Annotated in this window: 20 protein-coding genes; 14 read left to right on the top strand and 6 right to left on the bottom strand. The window is 66.9% G+C overall.

All coding sequences use genetic code 11. The features are described 5' to 3' along the window. Window positions 1-468: 468 nt before the first annotated feature. Window positions 469-1,089 (bottom strand): hypothetical protein, encoded by a 621-nt coding sequence (locus tag M4D77_RS09445; RefSeq protein WP_259936095.1) that lies wholly within the window; start codon window positions 1,087-1,089, stop codon window positions 469-471. A gap of 525 nt (window positions 1,090-1,614) precedes the next feature. On the opposite strand from M4D77_RS09445, the gene M4D77_RS09440 reads away from it, so the two are divergent. From M4D77_RS09440 to M4D77_RS09430, 3 genes are all read left to right on the top strand, one after another. Further along, window positions 1,615-1,809, top strand: coding sequence for a hypothetical protein (locus M4D77_RS09440; protein ID WP_058252431.1), 195 nt, complete (start codon window positions 1,615-1,617; stop codon window positions 1,807-1,809). A 181-nt stretch (window positions 1,810-1,990) separates the two neighbouring features. Further along, entirely contained in the window at window positions 1,991-2,878 is an 888-nt protein-coding gene (locus tag M4D77_RS09435; RefSeq protein ID WP_259936094.1) for a DUF3558 family protein, read from the top strand. Further along, a complete protein-coding gene (locus tag M4D77_RS09430) occupies window positions 2,875-3,426 on the top strand; it encodes a DUF3558 domain-containing protein (RefSeq protein WP_078114129.1) in 552 nt (183 codons plus the stop codon). Before M4D77_RS09435 ends, M4D77_RS09430 begins: the two co-directional genes overlap by 4 nt. Window positions 3,427-3,433: 7 nt before the next feature. Here the strand turns inward: M4D77_RS09430 and M4D77_RS09425 are convergent, their stop codons facing one another. Continuing rightward, on the bottom strand, window positions 3,434-4,261 hold the full coding sequence (locus M4D77_RS09425) for an acyl-[acyl-carrier-protein] thioesterase (RefSeq protein ID WP_259936093.1): 828 nt from the start codon (window positions 4,259-4,261) through the stop codon (window positions 3,434-3,436). A gap of 100 nt (window positions 4,262-4,361) precedes the next feature. Between M4D77_RS09425 and M4D77_RS09420 the strand changes: the two genes are divergently transcribed. Genes M4D77_RS09420 through M4D77_RS09405 form a run of 4 tightly spaced genes read left to right on the top strand, consistent with a single transcriptional unit; the run spans window position 4,362 to window position 9,114 of the window. Beyond that, window positions 4,362-6,038: an FAD-dependent oxidoreductase gene (locus tag M4D77_RS09420; protein WP_226513936.1), complete on the top strand. Its 1,677-nt coding sequence runs from the start codon at window positions 4,362-4,364 to the stop codon at window positions 6,036-6,038. A 2-nt stretch (window positions 6,039-6,040) separates the two neighbouring features. After that, complete coding sequence (locus tag M4D77_RS09415; RefSeq protein ID WP_259936096.1) at window positions 6,041-7,315, top strand: glycosyltransferase family 4 protein; 1,275 nt, start codon at window positions 6,041-6,043, stop codon at window positions 7,313-7,315. Next, entirely contained in the window at window positions 7,302-8,033 is a 732-nt protein-coding gene (locus tag M4D77_RS09410) for a class I SAM-dependent methyltransferase (RefSeq protein WP_259936092.1), read from the top strand. Before M4D77_RS09415 ends, M4D77_RS09410 begins: the two co-directional genes overlap by 14 nt. A gap of 25 nt (window positions 8,034-8,058) precedes the next feature. Then, the gene (locus tag M4D77_RS09405; protein ID WP_068971116.1) at window positions 8,059-9,114 is read left to right on the top strand and encodes a prenyltransferase; all 1,056 of its coding nucleotides are present in this window, start codon (window positions 8,059-8,061) and stop codon (window positions 9,112-9,114) included. A 366-nt stretch (window positions 9,115-9,480) separates the two neighbouring features. On the opposite strand, the gene M4D77_RS09400 is transcribed toward M4D77_RS09405, so the two are convergent. Together M4D77_RS09400 and M4D77_RS09395 are read right to left on the bottom strand one after the other, a co-directional pair. Further along, complete coding sequence (locus M4D77_RS09400; RefSeq protein ID WP_259936091.1) at window positions 9,481-10,338, bottom strand: LLM class F420-dependent oxidoreductase; 858 nt, start codon at window positions 10,336-10,338, stop codon at window positions 9,481-9,483. 113 nt (window positions 10,339-10,451) lie between these two features. Then, a complete protein-coding gene (locus tag M4D77_RS09395) occupies window positions 10,452-11,054 on the bottom strand; it encodes a TetR/AcrR family transcriptional regulator (RefSeq protein ID WP_171011674.1) in 603 nt (200 codons plus the stop codon). A 168-nt stretch (window positions 11,055-11,222) separates the two neighbouring features. Here M4D77_RS09395 and M4D77_RS09390 point away from each other — a divergent pair, with 168 nt between their 5' ends. From M4D77_RS09390 to M4D77_RS09380, 3 genes are read left to right on the top strand one after another with little or no spacing between them, the layout of a single operon-like run. Next, window positions 11,223-12,599: an NAD(P)/FAD-dependent oxidoreductase gene (locus M4D77_RS09390; protein WP_058252423.1), complete on the top strand. Its 1,377-nt coding sequence runs from the start codon at window positions 11,223-11,225 to the stop codon at window positions 12,597-12,599. After that, on the top strand, window positions 12,596-13,549 hold the full coding sequence (locus tag M4D77_RS09385) for an alpha/beta hydrolase (protein ID WP_058252422.1): 954 nt from the start codon (window positions 12,596-12,598) through the stop codon (window positions 13,547-13,549). The genes M4D77_RS09390 and M4D77_RS09385 overlap by 4 nt, the downstream gene beginning before the upstream one ends. Further along, the gene (locus M4D77_RS09380; RefSeq protein ID WP_137810521.1) at window positions 13,546-14,301 is read left to right on the top strand and encodes an SDR family NAD(P)-dependent oxidoreductase; all 756 of its coding nucleotides are present in this window, start codon (window positions 13,546-13,548) and stop codon (window positions 14,299-14,301) included. Before M4D77_RS09385 ends, M4D77_RS09380 begins: the two co-directional genes overlap by 4 nt. 21 nt (window positions 14,302-14,322) lie before the next feature. Here the strand turns inward: M4D77_RS09380 and M4D77_RS09375 are convergent, their stop codons facing one another. Next, entirely contained in the window at window positions 14,323-15,021 is a 699-nt protein-coding gene (locus tag M4D77_RS09375; protein WP_211538271.1) for a class I SAM-dependent methyltransferase, read from the bottom strand. 50 nt (window positions 15,022-15,071) lie between these two features. Between M4D77_RS09375 and M4D77_RS09370 the strand changes: the two genes are divergently transcribed. The 4 genes from M4D77_RS09370 (at window position 15,072) to M4D77_RS09355 (ending at window position 19,611) form a co-directional block, all read left to right on the top strand. After that, window positions 15,072-16,046, top strand: coding sequence for an NADPH:quinone oxidoreductase family protein (locus M4D77_RS09370; RefSeq protein WP_259936089.1), 975 nt, complete (start codon window positions 15,072-15,074; stop codon window positions 16,044-16,046). A 75-nt stretch (window positions 16,047-16,121) separates the two neighbouring features. Continuing rightward, entirely contained in the window at window positions 16,122-16,391 is a 270-nt protein-coding gene (locus M4D77_RS09365) for a DUF2277 domain-containing protein (protein WP_211538273.1), read from the top strand. 576 nt (window positions 16,392-16,967) lie between these two features. Beyond that, window positions 16,968-18,797 (top strand): ABC transporter substrate-binding protein/permease, encoded by a 1,830-nt coding sequence (locus M4D77_RS09360; RefSeq protein ID WP_259936088.1) that lies wholly within the window; start codon window positions 16,968-16,970, stop codon window positions 18,795-18,797. Window positions 18,798-18,801: 4 nt separating this feature from the next. Next, complete coding sequence (locus M4D77_RS09355) at window positions 18,802-19,611, top strand: amino acid ABC transporter ATP-binding protein (protein ID WP_259936087.1); 810 nt, start codon at window positions 18,802-18,804, stop codon at window positions 19,609-19,611. Window positions 19,612-19,624: 13 nt separating this feature from the next. Here M4D77_RS09355 and M4D77_RS09350 read toward each other — a convergent pair whose 3' ends face one another. Further along, complete coding sequence (locus M4D77_RS09350) at window positions 19,625-20,539, bottom strand: amidohydrolase family protein (RefSeq protein WP_259936086.1); 915 nt, start codon at window positions 20,537-20,539, stop codon at window positions 19,625-19,627. Between the last annotated feature and the right edge of the window lie 37 nt (window positions 20,540-20,576).

Raw genomic sequence — 20,576 nt, 5'->3', positions numbered from 1 at the left:
CCGGAACTCCCACATCGAAACTGACCGAAAACCGCCCACTTTCAGGTCAGGAGATCCCAAAACGTTCGACGACGAGGTTTGTCCACAACCTATCTGCCGTCGAATCGAGCTGTGCGGCAACCTATGTCACAAGAACGTCAGTGGTGAACCGCAGTGAACCGTGGTGAACAGAAACCCCAACAGTCACAGGCTGTTGATCGAACAGGGTTGTCATCACCACTACGCAGCCGACAACAGGAGCGGGTACAACGCCGAGGATGTGCAACGAAACAGCCGACTGCCCGCGCATGTTCCCTGAGCCCAGCCGAGTCGCACCGCATCGGCAGACGAAAGCGGGTCGCGACCCGGAAGACCGCCGGCTCCGTCATCTGTGCCATCGGATCGGCAACCTGATCAACGCCAACCTGCCATACACCTACGGTCAGTAATCGGAATCCGCGACGTTTCATCCATCCTCGGTTCCGTGGGTCAGTCGTAGAACGGCTGGCGACCGTAGCGGTCTGCGGTCACGACATCGATGTCGTTTCGCAATGTGAGGTCGCGGATGGTGGCTGTGTTCGCCCCGATCCCGGCCCAGTGAGGATCGGTGTCGCTTGCCAGGCACCAGGCATGGTCAGCGGGCCATACAAAGGCCGGCGGGTCGTGAAACAGCGCAGGCGTTTCGTGCGTCAAGGGCTCCTCCCACGCCTTGAGGTCGGACAGTGTGCCGACGTAGAGGTGGTAGCCGCGGTTGGGGATGTACATCCGAGGGCCACCCGGTAGAGGAGACACGACACCTGAATAGCCGGCCCAGATCGCGAAGTAGCACTCGTCGGAGCTGCGCGTCACCGCAGCCAGGGCTCTACACGTCCTGGCGACGATGGCGTGCTCGTAGCCCTCATAGGCGGGCTCTGTGAAGTCCTCGCTCGGAACGCTCTGGTGAGGACGGTCTGGATCCGGTATGAAACGGACCCGTGCGTAGGCCTCGAACTCAGGAGGGCCGAACAGCGCTAGAGCTTTCCAAGCCTGGCCCGACGCGACGTCGTCGGTCGCGTCACGACTTCGTGTGATCCAGTCCGCGGCTGAGACGTCAGCACAGAAACGCAGCATGCCACGACTATGCGCCGGACGGGGTTGCCGCGGCCATCCTTTGTGAGAACGCCGGGGCGTCTCATCTGATGCAATATGCAGTCGATTACTTCCCGGGTGAACCAGGTCAGACCAGACTTCGGAGCGAAGCAAGAAGTAGAAACCGCGGCCCTCCACATTCCACCAGAATGGAAGCCGCTGAACGGCATAGACATGTCAGACGGAGTAGACATGATCGGGTGGGCCCGACATCGGTGCCGGCTCCGCCGCGGTCACCGACATCCTCGCCGACCCGCACACGTTCGCGTTGGACGTCCCGGCCGACTCATCGGGCAGAAACATCTGTCGACATCGGAGCGTGTGGCTGACGATATGGCTATTCGCTTCGCGGGCAGTTCGATGAGCTGAGAGCAGGGGTCAGGCCGCAGAGTCCCTGACCGGAACGGGGGCGATTTTCCGGGTCTGTCGCGATACGCGACTACCCTGGGCACACGACCCCGGGCCGTTCACGGACCGGTCCGGGTGCAACCGACCAGGGAGGGCATCATGGCCATCGATCGGGACAAGAGCAGAGCGGTGTCGGAGGTCGTGCGTCAGCACCCGGCGATGAGCCTGGTCGCGGTGTCACCGGGCATCGCGGTGTTCGTGACGTTGCTGCTGCTCGACCAGACCTTCCTGGCGATCCTGTTCCTCGTCCTGGCCGTCGGCGGGGGCGCATACCTGCTGACGCGCAAGCGCTGACGGTGTCGCCTGTTCAGCACCCGCGGCGGGGTGGGCGACGCCGCTACAGTGGTGCCCAACGAGCACCCGGCAGGGTCGAGAGCGCGGTGAAGGGAGTCGGCGTCGTGGGCACTGAACCGGGTCGGGGCACCTGCCCCGGACGGACTCCCGGGTTGCGGACGAGTCGGTTGGGCGGCTGACCATGTCCACCCGTGTCGATGCCTACATCTGGGCCATTCGTCTGACCAAGACCAGATCGGCGGCGGGCGCCGCGTGTCGGGGCGGGCACGTCCGCGTGAACGGGGTGACCGCCAAACCGGCCCAGCCGGTGGTGCCGGGTGACGAGGTCCGGGTTCGGCTCGCCGGGCGGGAGCGCATCGTCGAGGTCACCAGGACGATCAGTAAGCGGGTGTCGGCGCCGATGGCCGCCGAGTGCTTCGTCGACCGGTCTCCACCACCCCCGCCGAAGGAGATCCTGGCGAGTCAGCCGCGCCGCGACCGCGGAGCCGGTCGTCCTACGAAACGTGAACGGCGTCAGTTGGATCGGCTGCGCGACAGCACGTTCCTCGTCGCGGCGCTGACGGCGATCGCGCTTCTCGTCGGCGCCTGTTCAGGTGACGAGCCCACAGTCGACCCGAACAAGCCGAACACGCCAGAGGCGCCCGCCCAAGCCGGTTCCGGACCGTTCTTCGGCGAATGCGGCGGCGTGTCCCTCGAGGAGGTGGTCCGCATCACCGGGTTCGGTGGACTCACCGAGACCGTGAACAACACCTCGGTGTGCGAATGGGACACGACCGGTTCGCGGACGGGTGCCGTCGCCTCGTTCAACTGGTATCGCGGATCGCCGATCGGTCGTGAGGAGGCGAACGTCAAGTTGTCGCGCGACGTCACCAACAGACTCGAGATCGACGGCCACGAGGGATTCATCGGTTACACGCAATCTGGTCAGATCTGTGAGGTCGGCATCGGTTTCGGCGCGGACTTCTTCGAATGGTCGATCCGCGGCGACGCGGCGACACCACGGCCGATCGAAGAGATCTGTGACGCCGCACGCGAGCTGGCGACGCTGTCGATAGAGCGTGCGTCGTGAAGCGCGCCCTCATCGTGATCGCCGCGCTGCTGCTGGGACTGACCGCCCTGGCCGGGTGTGCGCGCACCGTCGACGGTGAGGCGGTGCCCTTGGGGGCCGCGGACCAGTCCGGCAGCAGCGACATCGACACCGACCAGTTCGACCGGCTCTTGCTCGAATGCGATGTGCTACCCGACGCGATGATCGCCGATGTCGTCGCCGGCGGCGGGTTCGCCGAACGGTCGTTCAGCGGGGCCATCTGCCGATGGCTGGTCTCCGGCACCACCGACGTGGTGAGTGTGACGTTCAACTGGTTCGAGTGGGGCAACGTCAACGTGGAGAAGGAGACGGCCAAGAAGCTCGGGTTCCAGACCGAGAACATCAAGGTCGCCAGCCAGTCGGCGTTCACCCAGCGCAGTCCCGACCGGCCGGGCGTCTGCGGTGTGACCGCCCGCGCGCCGAGCCGCGGCATCTTCACCTGGTTCGTCGAACCCCGCAGCGCGCCCCAGGGCGATCCGTGCGCGGCGCCGATCAAGCTGATGGAATTGCTGCTCCAGGGCGGTCAGTAGAAGTTGCTCACACCGGGAGCGGCCCGACGACGACGCTGGCCGCGACCACGAGTTCGTCGCCGGCGCCCGGCATCATCAACCACACGGTGAGCCGGTCGCCCTCGCGCACCCGGCGCAGGACCAGCCGCGTGCCCGGCACGATGGGCCGCAGGTACTCGATGACCACCCGGTGCGGAGCGTCGACCAGGTCGGGATGCTCGACCAGTTCGTCCTCGATCGCCTCGAGGTAGGCGGCATTGTTGAGGTGCTTGAACGGGTCGAAGTCGGTGATCCGGAGAACGTGTTCACGGTCGGGGAAGTCGATGTCGGCGGCGTCCGGGGCCTTCTCGGGGTTCATCGACCGCCAGCGAAGGCGGTGCTCGTCGGTCATCGCCGACAGCATCGCGAAGGCGTCGTCGGACAGGCGTGACGGCACGCCCTGCTCGTTGACGTTGATCCAGAACGCCTCGGTCTCGATCAGGCCCGCGGGACGCGCTCGGGGGTTGAACCGGTTGGTCTCGTGCTCGGCGGTCAGGCGCACGCGCATGTTGGTCCAGCGCGTCGACAGGGCACCGCACCACCGCTGCGCGGTCACCGTACCCGGCCAGGTGATGGGCTCGATGACATCGATGATGGTGCGCCGGACGATCCAGAACGGGTCGGTCGCGCTGAACTCGGTTGCCTCGAGGTTGTCGTTGGCGACGTCCTGCAGGTAGCGGGCCACGGCATCGAGGCGCACACGCATGTCCTGATCGACGTCGCCGGTGCGGACGCGATAACCCACCTCGTAGAACTGGGCACCAGGCTTGCGATCCGGAAGTGATGCAACCGACACTGCTGGCGTAACCTGGCTCACTCGAGTCCCTCCGATAGGTCGCCGGTATCTTTGCGGCTAAGATACATTCAATCGGAAAAATAGAACACGTTCTACGTGTCGGATCACGAGGAAACAGCAGATGGCGCATGTGATTACCCGCCCATGTTGCAACGATGCCAGTTGCGTGAGCGTGTGTCCGGTGAACTGCATCCACCCCACGCCCGACGAGCCGGAGTTCCTGACGGCGGAGGCCCTCTACATCGATCCGGAGACCTGCATCGATTGCGGCGCCTGCATCGACGAGTGCCCGGTGGAGGCGATCATCCCCGACGATCAGCTGGACGAGCGTGACGAGCCGTATCTCCAGATCAACGCGGACTACTACAAAGACCACGACGTCGAGGGCGGCCTCGTGCCACCGCGCAAGGCACCCAAGCTGCCCGAGAAGGAACTGCACGTGGCCGTCGTGGGTGCCGGGCCGGCGGCCTTCTACGCCGCGGAGGAGCTCGTCCGCAAACCGGCCATCAAGGTCGACATGTTCGATCGGTTGCCGACGCCCTACGGACTCGTGCGCGCCGGAGTCGCACCGGACCACAGCGCCACCAAGGGCGTGGAGAAGACCTTCGCCTCGGTCGCGGCGAAGAAGAACTTCACCTACTACCTCAATGTCGAGGTCGGCAAGCACATCAGCCACGACGAGCTGGTCGCCCGCTACCACGCGGTGATCTACGCGGTCGGCGCCGCGACCGACAAGCGGCTGGGCATCGAAGGCGAGGATCTGCGCAATTCGGTCGCCGCGACCCAGTTCGTCGCCTGGTACAACGGTCACCCGGACTTCGCCGACCTCGACGTCGATCTGTCGGGCGAGCGGGCCGTCGTGGTCGGCAACGGCAACGTGGCACTCGACGTCGCGCGCATCCTCGTCACCGACCCCGACGAGCTCGCCAAGACCGACATCGCCGACCACGCCCTCGCGAAGCTGCGTGAATCCAACATCTCCGAGGTGGTGCTCCTGGGCCGCCGCGGCGTGGCGCAGGCGGCATACACCAACAGCGAGTTCCTGGCACTCGGTGACGTCGACGGTGTCGACGTCGTCATCGACCCCGACGAGCTGGTCCTCGACCCGGCCTCGGAGGCGGCGCAGTCCGATGACACGCTCGACTCGACGATCGCCACCAAGGTGCGTCTCGCCCGAGAATTCGCCGAGCGTCCGCAGACGCCGGGGAACAAGCGCATCGTGTTCCGGTTCCTCACGTCTCCCGTCGAAATTGCCGGTGACGGGGAAGTGGCTACGCTTACGTGCGTGCGCAACGCCTACGCCGACGCGACCGGGACAGTCGCGGTGACACCCACCGAGGATCGGTTCGACCTCGAGACCGGACTGGTCCTGCGGGCCATCGGTTACCGGGGCGTGCCGGTCACCGACCTACCGTTCGACGAGGGGCACGGCGTCGTCCCCAACACCGAGGGGCGGGTCCAGACCGCGGCCGACGGCGATGTGATGCCCGGCCTGTACGTCACGGGTTGGATCAAGCGAGGAGCGACAGGGGGTATCGGCATGAACCGCATCTGCGGTCAGGAGACCGCGCAGGCGGTCATCGCGGACTTCGTCGCCGCCGCGTTCGACGACCCCTCGACCTCGCGGGACGACGTCGCCGCACTCGTGGCCGACCGCGGCGCCAACCGCATCGACCTCACGGGCTGGAAGGCGATCGACGCCGCCGAGAAGTCCGCGGGCAGGGCCACCGGCCGGGTCCGCACGAAGTTCGTCAGCATCTCCGAGTTCGAGGCGGCTGCCACCGCCGGGGCGCAGTGACCGTGCGCATCGCACTGCTCTCGTACCGAAGCAAGCCGCACTGCGGTGGCCAGGGCGTCTACGTCCGCCACCTCTCCCGCGAACTGGCACTGCTGGGGCACAGCGTCGAGATCTTCTCGGGGCAGCCCTACCCCGAACTGGACCAGGTGGCCATCGACGCCGGGGTCACCGTCACCAAAGTGCCGAGCCTCGGTCTCTACGACGAGCCGGACCCGTTCCGGACGCCTCGTCCGGGCGAGTACCGCGATTGGATCGACGTGCTCGAGGTCGGCTCGATGTGGACGGCGAGCTTCGGCGAACCGCTCACGTTCAGCCTCCGGGTGGCGCGCCTTCTCAGAGAGCGCCGCGACGACTTCGACATCGTGCACGACAACCAGTGCCTCGGTTACGGACTGCTCGACATCCAGAAGGCCGGGTTCCCGCTGATCGCGACGATCCACCACCCCATCACCCGCGACCGCACACTGGCGGTGAAGGCGGCCAAGGGATGGCGCAAGATCAGTGCCTGGCGGTGGCATTCGTTCCTGCGCATGCAGGGGCGCGTCTCACGCCGTATCCCCGAGCTGCTCACCGTTTCCCGCAGCAGCGAGGTCGACATCCGCAAGGCCTTCGACATCCCGTCGGGTCGGATCACCACCATCCCGCTGGGGGTGGACACCGAGATCTTCACGCCGGCCGCCACGCGCGTTCCCGGACGTATCGTGTGTGTCGCCAGTGCCGACGCGCCGCTGAAGGGTGTCTCATACCTGCTCGAGGCGGTCGCGAAGCTGTCCTCCGAGCGGGATGTCGAATTGGTACTGGTGTCCAAGTTGGACCCGAACGGTCCGTCGGCCAAGATGATCGAGGATCTGGCGATCGGCGATCGCGTCTCGGTGGTGTCCGGCCTCGAGGACTCCGAGATCGCCGGCCTGCTCGCCTCCGCCGAGGTGGCGTGTGTGCCCTCGTTGTACGAGGGGTTCTCGCTGCCGGCGGTCGAGGCCATGAGTTGCGGAACGCCGCTGGTGGCAACCCGGGCCGGTGCGATCCCCGAGGTCGTCGGCACCGCCGAGGAGGCAGCGTTGCTGGTGCCGCCGCGGGATTCCGGACGCCTGGCGCAGGCGATCGGCCGGCTCCTGGACGATGCCGATCTGCGGACGCGTCTCGGCGACGGAGGTCGTCGACGCGCCGAGGAGAACTACAGCTGGGCAGCGGTGGCCGCGAAGACTGCGGCTCACTACGAAACCGTGCTCGCCGGACATCGGCGGGCAACAGAAGGGACATCGAGTGCTCACAGTTGATTTCGACCGGCTTGGCGTTGGACCGGGCACCAAGGCGATCGACATCGGGGCGGGGCAGGGTAGGCACTCGTTCGAGATGTTCCGTCGTGGCGCGGAGGTCATCGCCTTCGACATGTCCGAGAGCGACATGTCCGACGTCGGTGAGATGTTCGACGCCATGATGGCCGAGGGTCACGTGCCCGCGTCGGCCAAGGCGCGCGCCGAGGTCGGGGATGCGCTTCGACTCCCGTACGCGGACAACAGTTTCGACGTCGTCCTGATGAGCGAGATCCTCGAGCACATCCCGACCGACGAGGGCGCGATCAGTGAGATGGTGCGCGTGCTGAAGCCGGGTGGCGTCGCCGCGGTCACCGTGCCCCGGTACTGGCCGGAGAAGGTGTGCTGGGCCCTGTCGGACGAGTACCACGAGGTCGAGGGCGGACACGTCCGCATCTACAAGGCATCCGAGCTCGCGGGCAAGTTGCAGCGAGCCGGACTCGAGGTCACCGGCACCGACCACGCCCATGCCCTGCATGCCCCGTACTGGTGGCTGAAATGCGCTGTGGGAGTCGAGAACAACGACAATGTCCTGGTGAAGGGCTACCACCAGCTGTTGGTCTGGGACATGATGAGCAAGCCGTGGCTGACCCGGGTCGGCGAGCAGGTGCTCAACCCGCTCATCGGCAAGTCGGTGGCCATCTACCTGCGCAAGCCCGAGACCGCCACCGCGTCTTCATGACGGGGTCCTCCAGGACGGGAGCCCCATGACGGCCGTCCCGGCGATCCCCGGTGTGGTCACGGCCGAGCAGATGCGGGCCACCGGTGCCGCGATCGTCGGCATGCAGGAGGCCGACGGTGCCTTGCCGTGGTTCCCGGGCGGGCAGACCGACCCGTGGGACCACATCGAATCGGCGATGGCGTTGTCCGTGACCGGGTTTCACTCCGAGGCAGAGGCGGCTTACGAGTGGTCGCGGCGTAAACAGCGCGACGACGGGTCGTGGCCGATCCGTACCGTCGTAGGAAAGGTGGAGGACGCCGGCACCGACAGCAACTTCTGCGCCTACATCGCGGTCGGGGTCTGGCATCACTATCTGATCACCGGTGACGACGCCTTCTTGCAGAAGATGTGGCCGGTGGTCTGGTCGGCGATCGACTGCGTGCTGCGCTTCCAGCGTGAGGACGGTGCGTTCCGCTGGGGCGGCGACCACCGGACCGGAGCGATGTTCGGTGAAGCGCTGATCACCGGGAACGCCAGCATCTTCCAAGCGCTGGACTGCGCGATCCGGATCGCCGGTGAGATGGATCAGCCCGACGCCGACTGGATCGCGGCGCACAGCGTGCTCGGCGACGCGATCCGTGCCGACGTCACGCGTGACGAGTGGCAGACCTTCACCCCGCCGTCCGAACACTCCATGGACTGGTACTACCCGATCCTCGGCGGCGCCGTCCGCGGACGCGACGGGCAGGAACTCATCGCGCGGCGGTGGGAACAGTTCGTGGTCCCCGGCAAGGGCGTTCGTTGCGTCGACCATCGTCCCTGGGTCACCGGCGCCGAGACCTGTGAGCTGGCACTGGCACTCGATGCCCTCGGTGACACCGCCGATGCCATCGAGCTCATCGCGTCGATTCAGCATCTGCGCGACCCGGACGGATCGTATTGGACCGGACTGGTTTTCGCCGACGGCAAACGCTGGCCCGTGGAGAAGAGCTGCTGGACCTCAGCGGCTGTGATCCTGGCGGCCGATGCGGTGAGCCGCACCAGCGTGGCCAACGGGATCTTCCGGGACGTCCGCCAGCGGCTCGTCGCACCGACTCCCTGAGCCGTCTGCGGAGGGCGCGGCCAGCCACCGCCCCCTAATCCGAAAGAACCGCATAACCGCTGGTTTGTGGGGTGCAAGCGACGCCCTCCCTCTGCTCCCTGAGGTGTGAGGAGCGATGGCGACGAGCCACGAAGGGTGGCGACGTCATCTCACCAGGACCCTTCGTGACGCGCCCTCCGCAAGCTCCGGGCGCTCCTCAGGGAGCAGGGGTTGACGCGCCCTCCGCAAGCTCCGGGCGCTCCTCAGGGGGCAGGGGTTGACCGCGCCCTCCGCAAGCTCCGGCCTCCTCAGGGAACAGGAGCCAGGTGGTTCTTTCGACTCAGGGAGCGGGGGTGGCTCGCTTCGCTCACACCTCTCCCAACGGGTCTACACGACCGCCGGGGCGATGCCGAGCTTGCCGGCCAGCTTGGCGAGGTAGCCGCTCGCGCGCTCGACCGAGTCGTCGGGGAGGCCGTACAGCACTGTCGTGACCCCGATCTCGCGCCACTTCTCGAGCTTCTCGGGTACCGGCCGGAAGTCGAGGACGACGATCTCGGGGTCGCCCGCACGACCGGCGTCGGACCAGATCTGCTTGAGCAACGACACCGATCCCTCGATGTCCTCCTCGCCGGGGGTGGTGATCCAGCCGTCGGCGCTGCGCGCGATCCACTTGAAGTTCTTCTCGTTGCCCGCGGCGCCGACCTGGACCGGGATGTGCGACTGCGTGGACTTCGGCCACGCCCAGCTCGGGCCGAAGTTCACGAACTCGCCGGCGTATTCGGCCTCCTCCTGCGTCCACAGCGCGGACATGGCCTCGAGGTATTCGCGGAGCATGGTGCGCCGACGCTTCGGTGGGACGTCGTGGTCGGCGAGTTCGTCCAGGTTCCAACCGAATCCGACGCCGAGGGTGACCCTGCCGTTCGAGATGTGGTCGAGCGTCGCGATCGTCTTGGCGAGGGTGATGGGGTCGGACTGCACCGGCAATGCCACCGCGGTGGCGAGGCGGATGCGTTCGGTGACTGCTGCGGCGGCCGCGAGGGATGTCCAGGGGTCGAGTGTGCGCATGTAGCGCTCGTCGGGCAGCGTCTCGTCACCGGTGCGGGGATGCGCGGCGTCGCGTCGAGTCGGGATGTGGCCGTGCTCGGGAACGTAGTACGACGCGAAACCTGCGTCCTCGATGAGCGGGGCCAGGACGTGGGGCTTGAGCCCGCGGTCGCTGGTGAACTGCACGATCCCGAAATCCATGGGGCCCTCCGACGGCGTCGTTCGGTCGTCCGCGGTTTCCGGACGGTTGACTGGACACTAGTCTAGGTGATCGGCGTCACCCAGGCCAGAGGGCATCGGGGGCCCTCACCGACTCATCCCTGCGGGTCGGTGGCCAGACCCGGCATGACGAACCGCTCGAGATGGCGTCGGACCTGCCGCGCGTCGTCGATGTCGAGGGCCTCACCCGGGGAGGTGCCGAGGCTGATCAGGACGCGCGCAACCCATTCGGACACCTCGTACGGATCGTGTGCGGGGTGTATCTCCCCGCGGGCAGCGGCCTGTTCGACGAACGGGAACCAGAACGCCGCCAGATCGGGAACCAGCTTGACGACACCGACACCGGCGCATTCGGCGAACTCCGTGGGTTCCTCCGTGCGGAGTCGGAGCAGCAGCGTGCCCGGGTCGTCGTAGGCACCCCGGCCGATCCGGACGCCGGCGGTGAGTTGCCCGACCAGGTCGGGGATGGCGTCGAGTTCGGCCCGGGCGTCGCGCCAGAACGACTCGGTGAGACGGACGATGGTCGCGCCGATCATGGACGGTTTGTCCGGATAGTGCCGATACAGCCACGCGCGGGACACGCCTGCCGACTCCGCGACCTGCTGCATGGTGGTCGCCCGGATTCCCTTGTCGGCGAGCAGCTTCTGCGTGGCGTCGAGCAGTCGTTCGTGGACCGTCGTGGTCGAGGCCTCGGTCACTGACTCCTCCTGTGGTCGTGGTCGGTGCGCGCCGCGTCCCCACATCCACATGTCTGCTCAGGAGGGCGCTGCGTAGACAGTTCGCGGATTCTGTGTACACGATACGTCTCATCGTGTAGACACAAATCAGATTGTGTCTACATCCAACGGGTCCACCGAGGGGGCAGTGTGCCTTTACCAACCACCGCGATCATCGGCGCCGGTATCAGCGGGCTGACCGCCGGCAAGATGCTCACCGACTACGGCGTGCCGTACACCTGCTTCGAGAGTTCGGACCGGGTCGGGGGCAACTGGGCCTTCGGCAACCCGAACGGTCACAGCAGTGCCTACCGGTCGCTGCACATCGACACCTCGAAACACCAGTTGTCGTTCCGCGACTTCCCGATGCCCGACGAGTATCCCGACTTCCCGCACCACACCCAGGTCAAGGCCTACCTGGACTCCTACGCCGAGGCCTTCGACCTCTACTCCTCGATCGAGTTCACCAACGGAATCGAGCATGCGACCCGACTGGACGGGGGCGGCTGGGAACTGGAGACCCAGGGCGGTGAGCGCAGGCGGTTCGACCTGCTGGTGGTGGCGAACGGCCATCACTGGGATCCGCGCTGGCCCGATTTCCCGGGCGAGTTCGACGGAATCGAGATGCACGCCCACCACTACATCGATCCGCGTACCCCGCACGATTTCACGGGTAAGCGCATCCTCGTCGTCGGCCTGGGTAACAGTGCCGCCGACATCGCCGTCGAACTGTCGTCGAAGGCGCTGGACAACAAGCTGACCCTCTCCACGCGGTCGGGAGCGTGGATCGTGCCGAAATACTTCGGGGGCAAGCCCGCCGACAAGTACTACCGGTCGACGCCGTATCTGCCGACGTCGTGGCAGCGCAAGTTCGTCCAGGTCATGCAACCCGTGACCGCCGGCCGGCCGGAGGATTACGGTCTGCCGACACCGAATCACAAGTTCTTTGAGGCACATCCGACGCAGTCGGTGGAACTGCCACTGCGACTGGGCTCGGGCGACGTGACCCCCAAGCCCAACATCAGCCGGTTCGACGGGTCCACGGTCCACTTCGACGACGGGACCGCCGACGACTTCGACATCATCATCTACGCAACGGGTTACAACATCACGTTCCCGTTCTTCGACCCGAACTTCATCAGTGCGCCCGACAATCGGATCGACCTCTACAAGCGCATGTTCTACCCGGGAATCGACGACCTCGTCTTCGCCGGTTTCGCGCAGGCGGTTCCGACGCTGTTTCCCTTCGTGGAATGCCAGGCGCGGCTGATCGGGGCCTACGCCACGGGTCACTACCGGCTCCCGTCGGTACCGGAGATGCGGCAGACGATCGAGGCGGACATGCAGTACTACACCGGACACATGCTCGACCGCCCGCGGCACACGCAGCAACTCGATCACTATCTCTACGAACACAACATGCGGACCAAGGAGATTCCGGCGGGGATCCGGCGGGCCCACCAGCAGGGGCCGCCGACGTGGGCCGGGGTGGCCGACGATCTGGTCTCGAAGGGAGCATCCGCATGACCATTTCAAATGGTGCGACCACCGTACGCTTCCGATCGTCCGACGCCGACTGCGACGCCTGGTTCTTTCCGGGCGCGGAGTCTTCGCCGTTCGAGATCGACGGCAAGCGCCCCGTCGTCGTGATGGCGCACGGTTTCGCGGGGACCAAGGACTCGGGTCTGGCGCCCTATGCGCAACGGTTCGCCGACGCGGGGTTGGCCGTGTTCGCGTTCGACTACCGCGGCTTCGGGCTGTCCGGTGGCGAACCGCGACAGTCGATTTCGCTGGAACGGCAGGCCGACGACTACCGCGCCGCGATCGGCGCCGCCAAGAAACAGCCGGGAGTGGACCCGGAACGGATCATCCTCTGGGGAGTGTCGCAATCCGGCGGGCATGCGCTGACCGTGGCGGCCGACCGGACCGACGTGGCCGCGGTGATCGCGGTGGTGCCACTGGTCAATGGGCTCGCCGCCGGTCGCGTCGCCTACGCCCAGGTCGGCGGGGCGGCGATCGCCCGCTCGACCGCCACGGCAGTGGCCAGTTCGGTGGGTCGACGGCTGGGCCGGGGTCCGAAGATGTTGCGGGTCGTCGGCGAACCCGGCGACGTGGGCGCCGCGCTGACCGCACCAGGGTTTCTGGAGAGCTACCGCGCGATCGCGGGGCCGTCGTGGCGCAACGAGGTCGACGCCTCGGTCGGTCTCGAGATCGGCTCGTTCCGAGTCGACAAGCACGCCGCGCGCGTCGATGCCCCGGTGCTGTTCCAGATCGCCGACTTCGATTCCGCCGCACCGCCGTACGCGGCGTCGAAGACCGCGTTCAAAGCTCACGCCGAAGTGCGCCACTACCCGTGCGACCATTTCGACATCTTCGCGGGCAACGACTTCTTCGAGCCCTGCGTCACGCACGAGATCGGTTTCCTGCGCCGTCATCTGGCATCGAACGCCGACGTTGTGGAAGCGGCTACGCGATGAACCGGGCGGTCGTGATCGGGGGTGCCTCGGGGATCGGACTGGCCACCGTCGACGCGTTCGTCGGCGAGGGGATGCAGGTGGTGGTGGCCGACCGCGACGTGGAACGTGCCGAGCAGGTGGCGGCGACGCGCGACGGGGCGCGGGCGGTGCACATGGACGTGACCGACGAGGACTCGGTCGCAGCGACTTTCGCCGGCATCGGCGACTTCGACACGGTGGTGAACTGTGCCGGGTTGTCGAATCCGGGTGCGCTCACCGAACTCGAACTCGACGCCTGGCGCAACACCGTCGACATCTGTCTGACCGGAACGTTCCTCGTGATCAAACACGCCGGTCGCCGGATCGCCGACGGCGGATCGATCACCTGCATCGCCTCACTCAACGGCCGCCAGCCGGGCGCCGGGATGGGGGCGTACTGCGCGTCGAAAGCCGGTGTGCTGATGCTCGTCGAGGTGGCCGCACTCGAACTCGCCGACCGTCGGGTGCGGGTCAACGCGGTGTCGCCGGGGCTTGTGATGACCCCGCTGACCGAGGGCATCGGCTTCGTACCGGGCCTCACCGAGGACTACCTCGACAACACCCCACTGGGCCGGAGCGGAGAACCCGCCGAGATCGCCGACACCGTAGCCTTTCTCGCCTCCGACAAGGCGCGCTGGATCACCGGTGCCGCCTTCGACGTCAACGGCGGCGCGCACCTGAAGCGCTATCCGGACGTGCTCGGCAAGGTGCGGGCGCTGGCCGGCGAGGCCTGACGCTGACGGCCTCCGACGCGGTCAGGCCTTCCGCGGTAGCGGCGCGCCCACCTCGCCCGAGTCGCGGCGGAGGACACGCAGCGATCCCTCCGCCCGCACCTCGGTGAACTGTCCGGTTTCCAGTGCCTGGCAGTAGATCTCGTACGGCGGGCGGCCGCCGTCGGCGGGGTCGGGGAAGACGTCGTGGATGAGCAGGGCCCCGCCGATGCGCACCCACGGCGCCCAGCCGTCGAGGTCGGTCTGCGCCGCCTCCATGCTGTGGCCGCCGTCGATGAAGACGAAATCCGCCGGTCGGCCCCAGACCTTAGCGGCGACGGCCGACGGGGCGAGCAACCCGACGACGGTGTTGTCGAGCCTGGCGTCGAACATGGTGCGGCGGAAGCGTGCCGAGGTGTCGAGCGTCCCGGTGTGTGCGTCGACGAGGGATTCGTCGTGGTACTCCCAACCGGGCTGGTGTTCCTCGGAACCGCGGTGATGGTCGACGGTCACGATGACGGCGTCGTTCGCTTCGCCGGCCGATCCCAGGAAGACGGTAGATTTCCCGCAGTAGGTACCGATCTCCACGCCGACCTTCGTCGAATCAGGTTGGGACAGATATTCTCCGGCGATCTCGAAGAGCGTCTGGGCCTCGTCGAGCGGCATGAATCCGGGTGCCTCGTCCGCGACGCGGAGGCGGTCGGGGGAGGGTGCGTTCGGCGACTGTGCCGCAGGTTGTGACATGGCATCAGATCCTATCGGGTGTGTGACGGTCGCCGCGTAGGGTGAGCCGTATGAAAGCTCAGGTACTCACCGCAGAGACAGGCCCGTCCGGACTCGAGTTGCAGGACGTTCCCGATCCCACCCCGGCCGACGGCCAGGTCGTCGTCGACGTGAAGTCGTGCGGCGTGTGCTTCCCCGACGTGCTGATGAGTCAGGGCAAGTACCAGCTGCGCGTGCCGACGCCGTTCACGCCGGGCACCGAGGTCGCCGGCGTGGTGCGCTCGGCTCCCGACGGGGCGTCGGTGAAGGTCGGGGACAAGGTGCTCGTGGCGTCGATCGTCGGCGGATTCGCCGAACAGGTCGCGGCCGCGCCCGAACAGCTCCTGCCGCTTCCCGAAGGCCTGACCTTCGAGCAGGGCTCGGCCATGGGCATCAACTACCAGACCGCCTTGTTCGCGCTGAAGACCCGCGCGCACACCCAGCCCGGTGAGGTGGTCGGCGTGCTCGGCGCCGCCGGCGGCGTCGGGACCGCGTCGATCATGGTCGCCAAGGCGATGGGCGCGAAGGTCATCGCCATCGTCCACCGGAAGGGTGCCGAGGACCTGCTGCGCAGCGCCGGGGCCGACGAGATCGTCCAGCTCGAGGAGGGCTGGGGTACCAAGCTCAAGGAGATCGTCCCCAAGGGCGTCGACGTGATGATCGACCCGTCGGGCGGCGAGGTGTTCGACGAGGCGCTCCGTCAGGTCGCCCCCGATGGCCGCTACGTCGTGGTGGGCTTCGCGGCCGGTGGCATCCCGACCGTCAAACTCAATCGAGTCCTGTTCCGCAACATCGCCGTCGTCGGGGCCGCGTGGGGCGAGTACGTGCGCACCCATCCGGAACTGAACCTGCCCGCGAAGCTGCATGAAGAGCTGACGCAGATGATCGCCGACGGGATGGAACCTCAGGTCAACGTCACCTACACGCTCGATCAGCTGCCGGAAGCGTTGACCGATCTCGCCGAAGGGCGGATTCTGGGGAAAGCGGTCGTCAAGATCGGCGAGTAGGCCCTCGGCGGGTCGGCCCGGTTGCGACGTCGCATCGCCTTCCGCCCAGCGCATCCGTCATCGAAGGGATCTGCTATGTGCCGCAACATCACCGAACTCCGCGGACTCGAACCGCCGGCCACCGAGGACGAGATCGAGGCGGCCGCGCGGCAGTACGTGCGCAAGGTGAGTGGAGTTCGCAACCCATCGCCGGCGAATGCGGAGGCCTTCGAGGCCGCGGTGGTCGCCGTGACCGCGGCTACCCGCACGCTGCTCGACGTCTTGCCCGAGCGTCGTCAGCCGCCGAAGACGGTGCCCCCGCTCCGGCGCCCCGAGGTGCAGGCGCGGATTGCCGCTCGGGGCTGAGGAGTCCCACACAGGTTCAGCAGTAGGTATCGCGAGGCGATACCTACTGCTGAACTCGTCCTGAGGTGGTGGAGCCTACGAGCCGGCGGCTTCGTCACTGCCGGTGACGATCATTTCCGCGAAGTCCCACAACAGATTGTCGAAAGCCTCGATTGCGTAGAAGATTGCAGACAGCATGATATTTCCCGCTTTCACTTCGAATTCGACAGTGGACGCAGGCCGCAGCAAAGGCGCACGTCGGCGGCCCGTGGGATAGCGGGATGGGTGCCAGATGATCAAGAGGGGGTTGATTTCTGGCGCGGTGAAGAAATGATGTTACAAATCCCGAATCCCTGTATCATTGGTAGCACGCGAATCGTTTTCCGACAAGCAATTGGCAAATTCCGATAGAGAAGTATCGGCGTCGACCCCACGCAAGTGTCCCCGATGATCGGCGTGAGATGGCCAGGCCGACGGTGGCCTCCGCAGCGCGCCTCGCAGGCGCCCCGTGACGACGACGATCCCCAGCTCAACCGGGTTAAACCCACCGGCGAGCAAAAATTTGGAACACCTCCTGCGCGTGGGGATAGTGTCGACATGGTGTCCAACCACCGATCCCATCGCGCCCGACGGGCCGCGCCGCGCGCCGTGCGCGTCGTCGCGCTGGCACTGACGGTCGCCATCGTCGGCCTGCTGACCATCCTCGGCGGACCTGCGCCACGAGCCCAGGCGGCTCCCGCCGACAGCTGTGCGCCCGCTGGACTCGCGTCGGCCTCGGCCGCGCCGGTCAACCTCGCCGCAGCCGATCAGGGCGGTGAGGACCGCTACACCACCAAGTCCACCACGCCGCTCGACCAGATCGACGTGAGTCGTCTCGAGTTGCTGTCGCCCGGCAAGATCTCCGTCGGCACGCTGTCGGACGCCGGACCGAGCATCTGCGTCAACGGCGCGGGCGACTTCACCGGCTTCGACAACGAACTCCTCAAGGCCGTCGCCGCGAAGCTGGGTCTGCAGATCGAGTTCAACGGCACCGAGTTCGCCGGCCTGCTGTCCCAGGTCGCCAACAACCGCTTCGACGTCGGGTCGTCGTCGATCACCACCACCGACGACCGGCGCAAGACCGTCGACTTCACCAACGGCTACGACTTCGGCTACTTCTCACTCGTGGCGCCGACCGACGGCGCGATCAAGGGCTTCGGCGACCTCTCCGACTCGACGCGCATCGCCGTGGTCCAGGGCACCGTCCAGGACGACTACGTCGTCAACACCCTGGGCCTCGACCCGGTGAAGTTTCCGGACTACGCCACCGCCTACGCCAACCTCCGGAGCGGTCAGGTCGACGCCTGGGTCGCACCGTCGCAGCAGGCGGAGGGTGCGGTCCGAGAGGGCGACGGCACCGCGATCGTCGAGAACACCTTCAGCGTCAACAACTTCGTCGCGTGGGCCGTCGGCAAGAACAAGCCGCGGCTCACCGAGGCCCTGAACTCCGGACTCGACGCCATCATCGCCGACGGCACGTATGCCGACCTCTACGTCGACTGGGTGCCGCGCGAGCTACCCGAGGGGTGGAAGCCGGGCAGCAAGGCGGCGCCCGCGCCCGAACTCCCCGACATCGCCGCCATCGCCGCCGAGAACGCGGAGAAGGCGGGCCCGGCCGAGGAGACCGCGCCCAAGAGCACCCTGGAACAGCTCGGCGACACCTTCTTCAACTGGGATCTCTACAAGGAGTCGTTCCCGGAGCTGATCAAGACCGGGCTCGTGAACACCTTGATCCTGTCCGTGGTGTCCGGGGTGCTCGGCACCATCCTGGGCATGATCCTGGCGCTCTGCGGCATCTCCCGGTCGCGGTGGTTGCGCTGGCCGGCGCGTGTGTACACCGACATCTTCCGCGGACTGCCCGCCGTCGTCGTCATCCTGATCGTCGGACTCGGTGTGGGCCCGGTGGTCAAGGGCATCACCGGCAACAACCCGTACTGGCTCGGGGCGGTCGCCCTGGCCCTGCTCGCCGCGGCCTACATCGGCGAGATCTTCCGGTCCGGAATCCAGAGCGTCGACGACGGGCAGCTCGAGGCCTCGCGGGCCATCGGGTTCAGCTATCGGCAGTCGATGCGTCTGGTGGTGGTGCCGCAGGGCGTGCGGCGGGTGCTCCCGGCGCTGATGAACCAGTTCATCAGCCTGATCAAGGACAGCTCGCTGGTGTACTTCCTCGGGTTGTTGGCCAGCCAGCGGGAGCTGTTCGCGGTCGGCCGCGACCTGAACGCGCAGACGGGCAACCTCTCGCCCCTCGTCGCCGCGGGAATCATGTACCTGATCCTCACGATCCCGCTGACGCACCTGGTCAACTACATCGACCGGCGCCTGCGCACCGGACGTCCCACCGACGTCCAGGACGACCCGCTGCCCCCGACCGTTGTCGAGAAGGGATAGGCCCATGCCTGATCTCAACAAGTCCGAGACCGACACCGAGGGCTCCCAGACGCCGGGCTCCCGGACGCCGAGTACGACCGCCACCCGGACGGCCGTCTCGCTCACCGGCACCGACCTGCACCTGTCATTCGGCAAGCACCACGTGTTGCGGGGCGTCGACATCCAGGTCGACGCCGGCACCACGACGACGGTCATCGGACCGTCGGGATCGGGCAAGTCGACTCTCCTGCGCGTGCTGAACCGGCTGCACGAACCCGACCAGGGTGACATCCTGCTCGACGGCCGGTCGGTCCTGAAGGACAACCCGGACGAACTCCGACGCCGGATCGGCATGGTGTTCCAGCACTTCAACCTGTTCCCGCACAAGAGCGTCGTCGACAACGTCGCGCTCGGACCGCGCAAGCTGAAGGGGCTGAGCAAGGACGAGGCCCGCGAGGTCGCGCTCCGTCAGCTCGAGATCGTCGGGCTGACCAACAAGGCCGATGTGCGCCCGGCACGCCTCTCCGGCGGCCAGCAGCAGCGGGTGGCCATCGCCCGTGCGCTCGCCATGACCCCCGAGGTCATGTTCTTCGACGAGGCGACCTCCGCCCTCGACCCGGAACTGGTCAAGGGCATCCTCGCGCTCATGGCCGACCTCGCCACCGAGGGGATGACCATGGTGGTCGTCACCCACGAGATGGGCTTCGCGCGCAACGTCTCCGACAACGTGCTGTTCATGGATCACGGTGCCGTCGTGGAGACCGGGCGTCCGGAACAGGTCTTCGACGACGCGACGTCGGATCGGCTGCGGGCCTTCCTGTCCCAGGTGCTGTAGGCGCTCGCCCCGGTCAGCCGATCCCTATGAGTCTGGAGCCGTTGCGGTAGAACACGTCTCGGAGCCACTCGTCCCCGAGGTCGAGGCGGATGATCGCCTCGAGGGCGTGGGTGTAGCCGTAGGGGATGTTCGGGAAGTCGCTGCCGAACAGGATCTTGTCGCCGGCGTCGGCCAGTCGCGGCAGGTAGTCCGACGGGAACGGGGCGTCCTCTTCGGCGAAGTCGGTGAACGCCATCGTGGTGTCCAGGCGCACGTTGGGGTACTCCAACGCGAGGTCGAGGAACGCGGTGTACTCGGGCATCCCCATGTGCGCGACGATCAGTGGCAACGACGGAAACCGGTGCAGCAGTTCGCGGATGGGGTCGGGTCCGGTGTACGTCCCCGGGGCGGGCCCGGAACCGCAGTGGATGATGACCGGAACCTGGGAGTCGGCGATCTGCGACCACACCCCGTCGAGCAGCGAATCCGTCGGGGCGAAGTCGCCGACCTGGATGTGGCATTTGAAGACCTGCGTGCCGGCTTGGATGGCGCGGGAGACGTAGGTGTGGGCGGACTCCTCGGGATAGAACGTCGCCGTGTGCAGGCAGTCGTCGTGGTTGGCGGCGAAGTCGTGCGCCCAGCCGTTCAGCCACTCGGCCATGTTCGGTTTGTGTGGATAGACCAGGGACGAGTAGGCCCGCACCCCGAAGTCGCGCAGGGTGGCGACGCGGACGTCCTCGTCGGCGCGGTAGGTGATCGGCCACTCCCGTCCGACCAACGGCCCGACGGAATCGAAATAGGCCCACACCTTGTCCATCACCGGTCGCGGCATGAAGTGGGTGTGGACGTCGACGATGCCCGGCAGGCCCAGCTCGGCAGAGATCGCGCGCACCTGCCGCGCCTCGTCGGTGCTGAACGGCTCGGGGGCTTCGGGGACGGCACTGTTCACCCGAGTGACCGTACGCCGGTTGCGCGGGCGGCCGCGA

The organism is Gordonia sp. p3-SID1431, assembly GCF_025143765.1.
Classification (GTDB): Bacteria; Actinomycetota; Actinomycetes; order Mycobacteriales; family Mycobacteriaceae; genus Gordonia; species Gordonia hongkongensis.
Note: the sequence above shows the minus strand (reverse complement) of the source record. Positions and strands in the feature narration are given on the sequence as shown.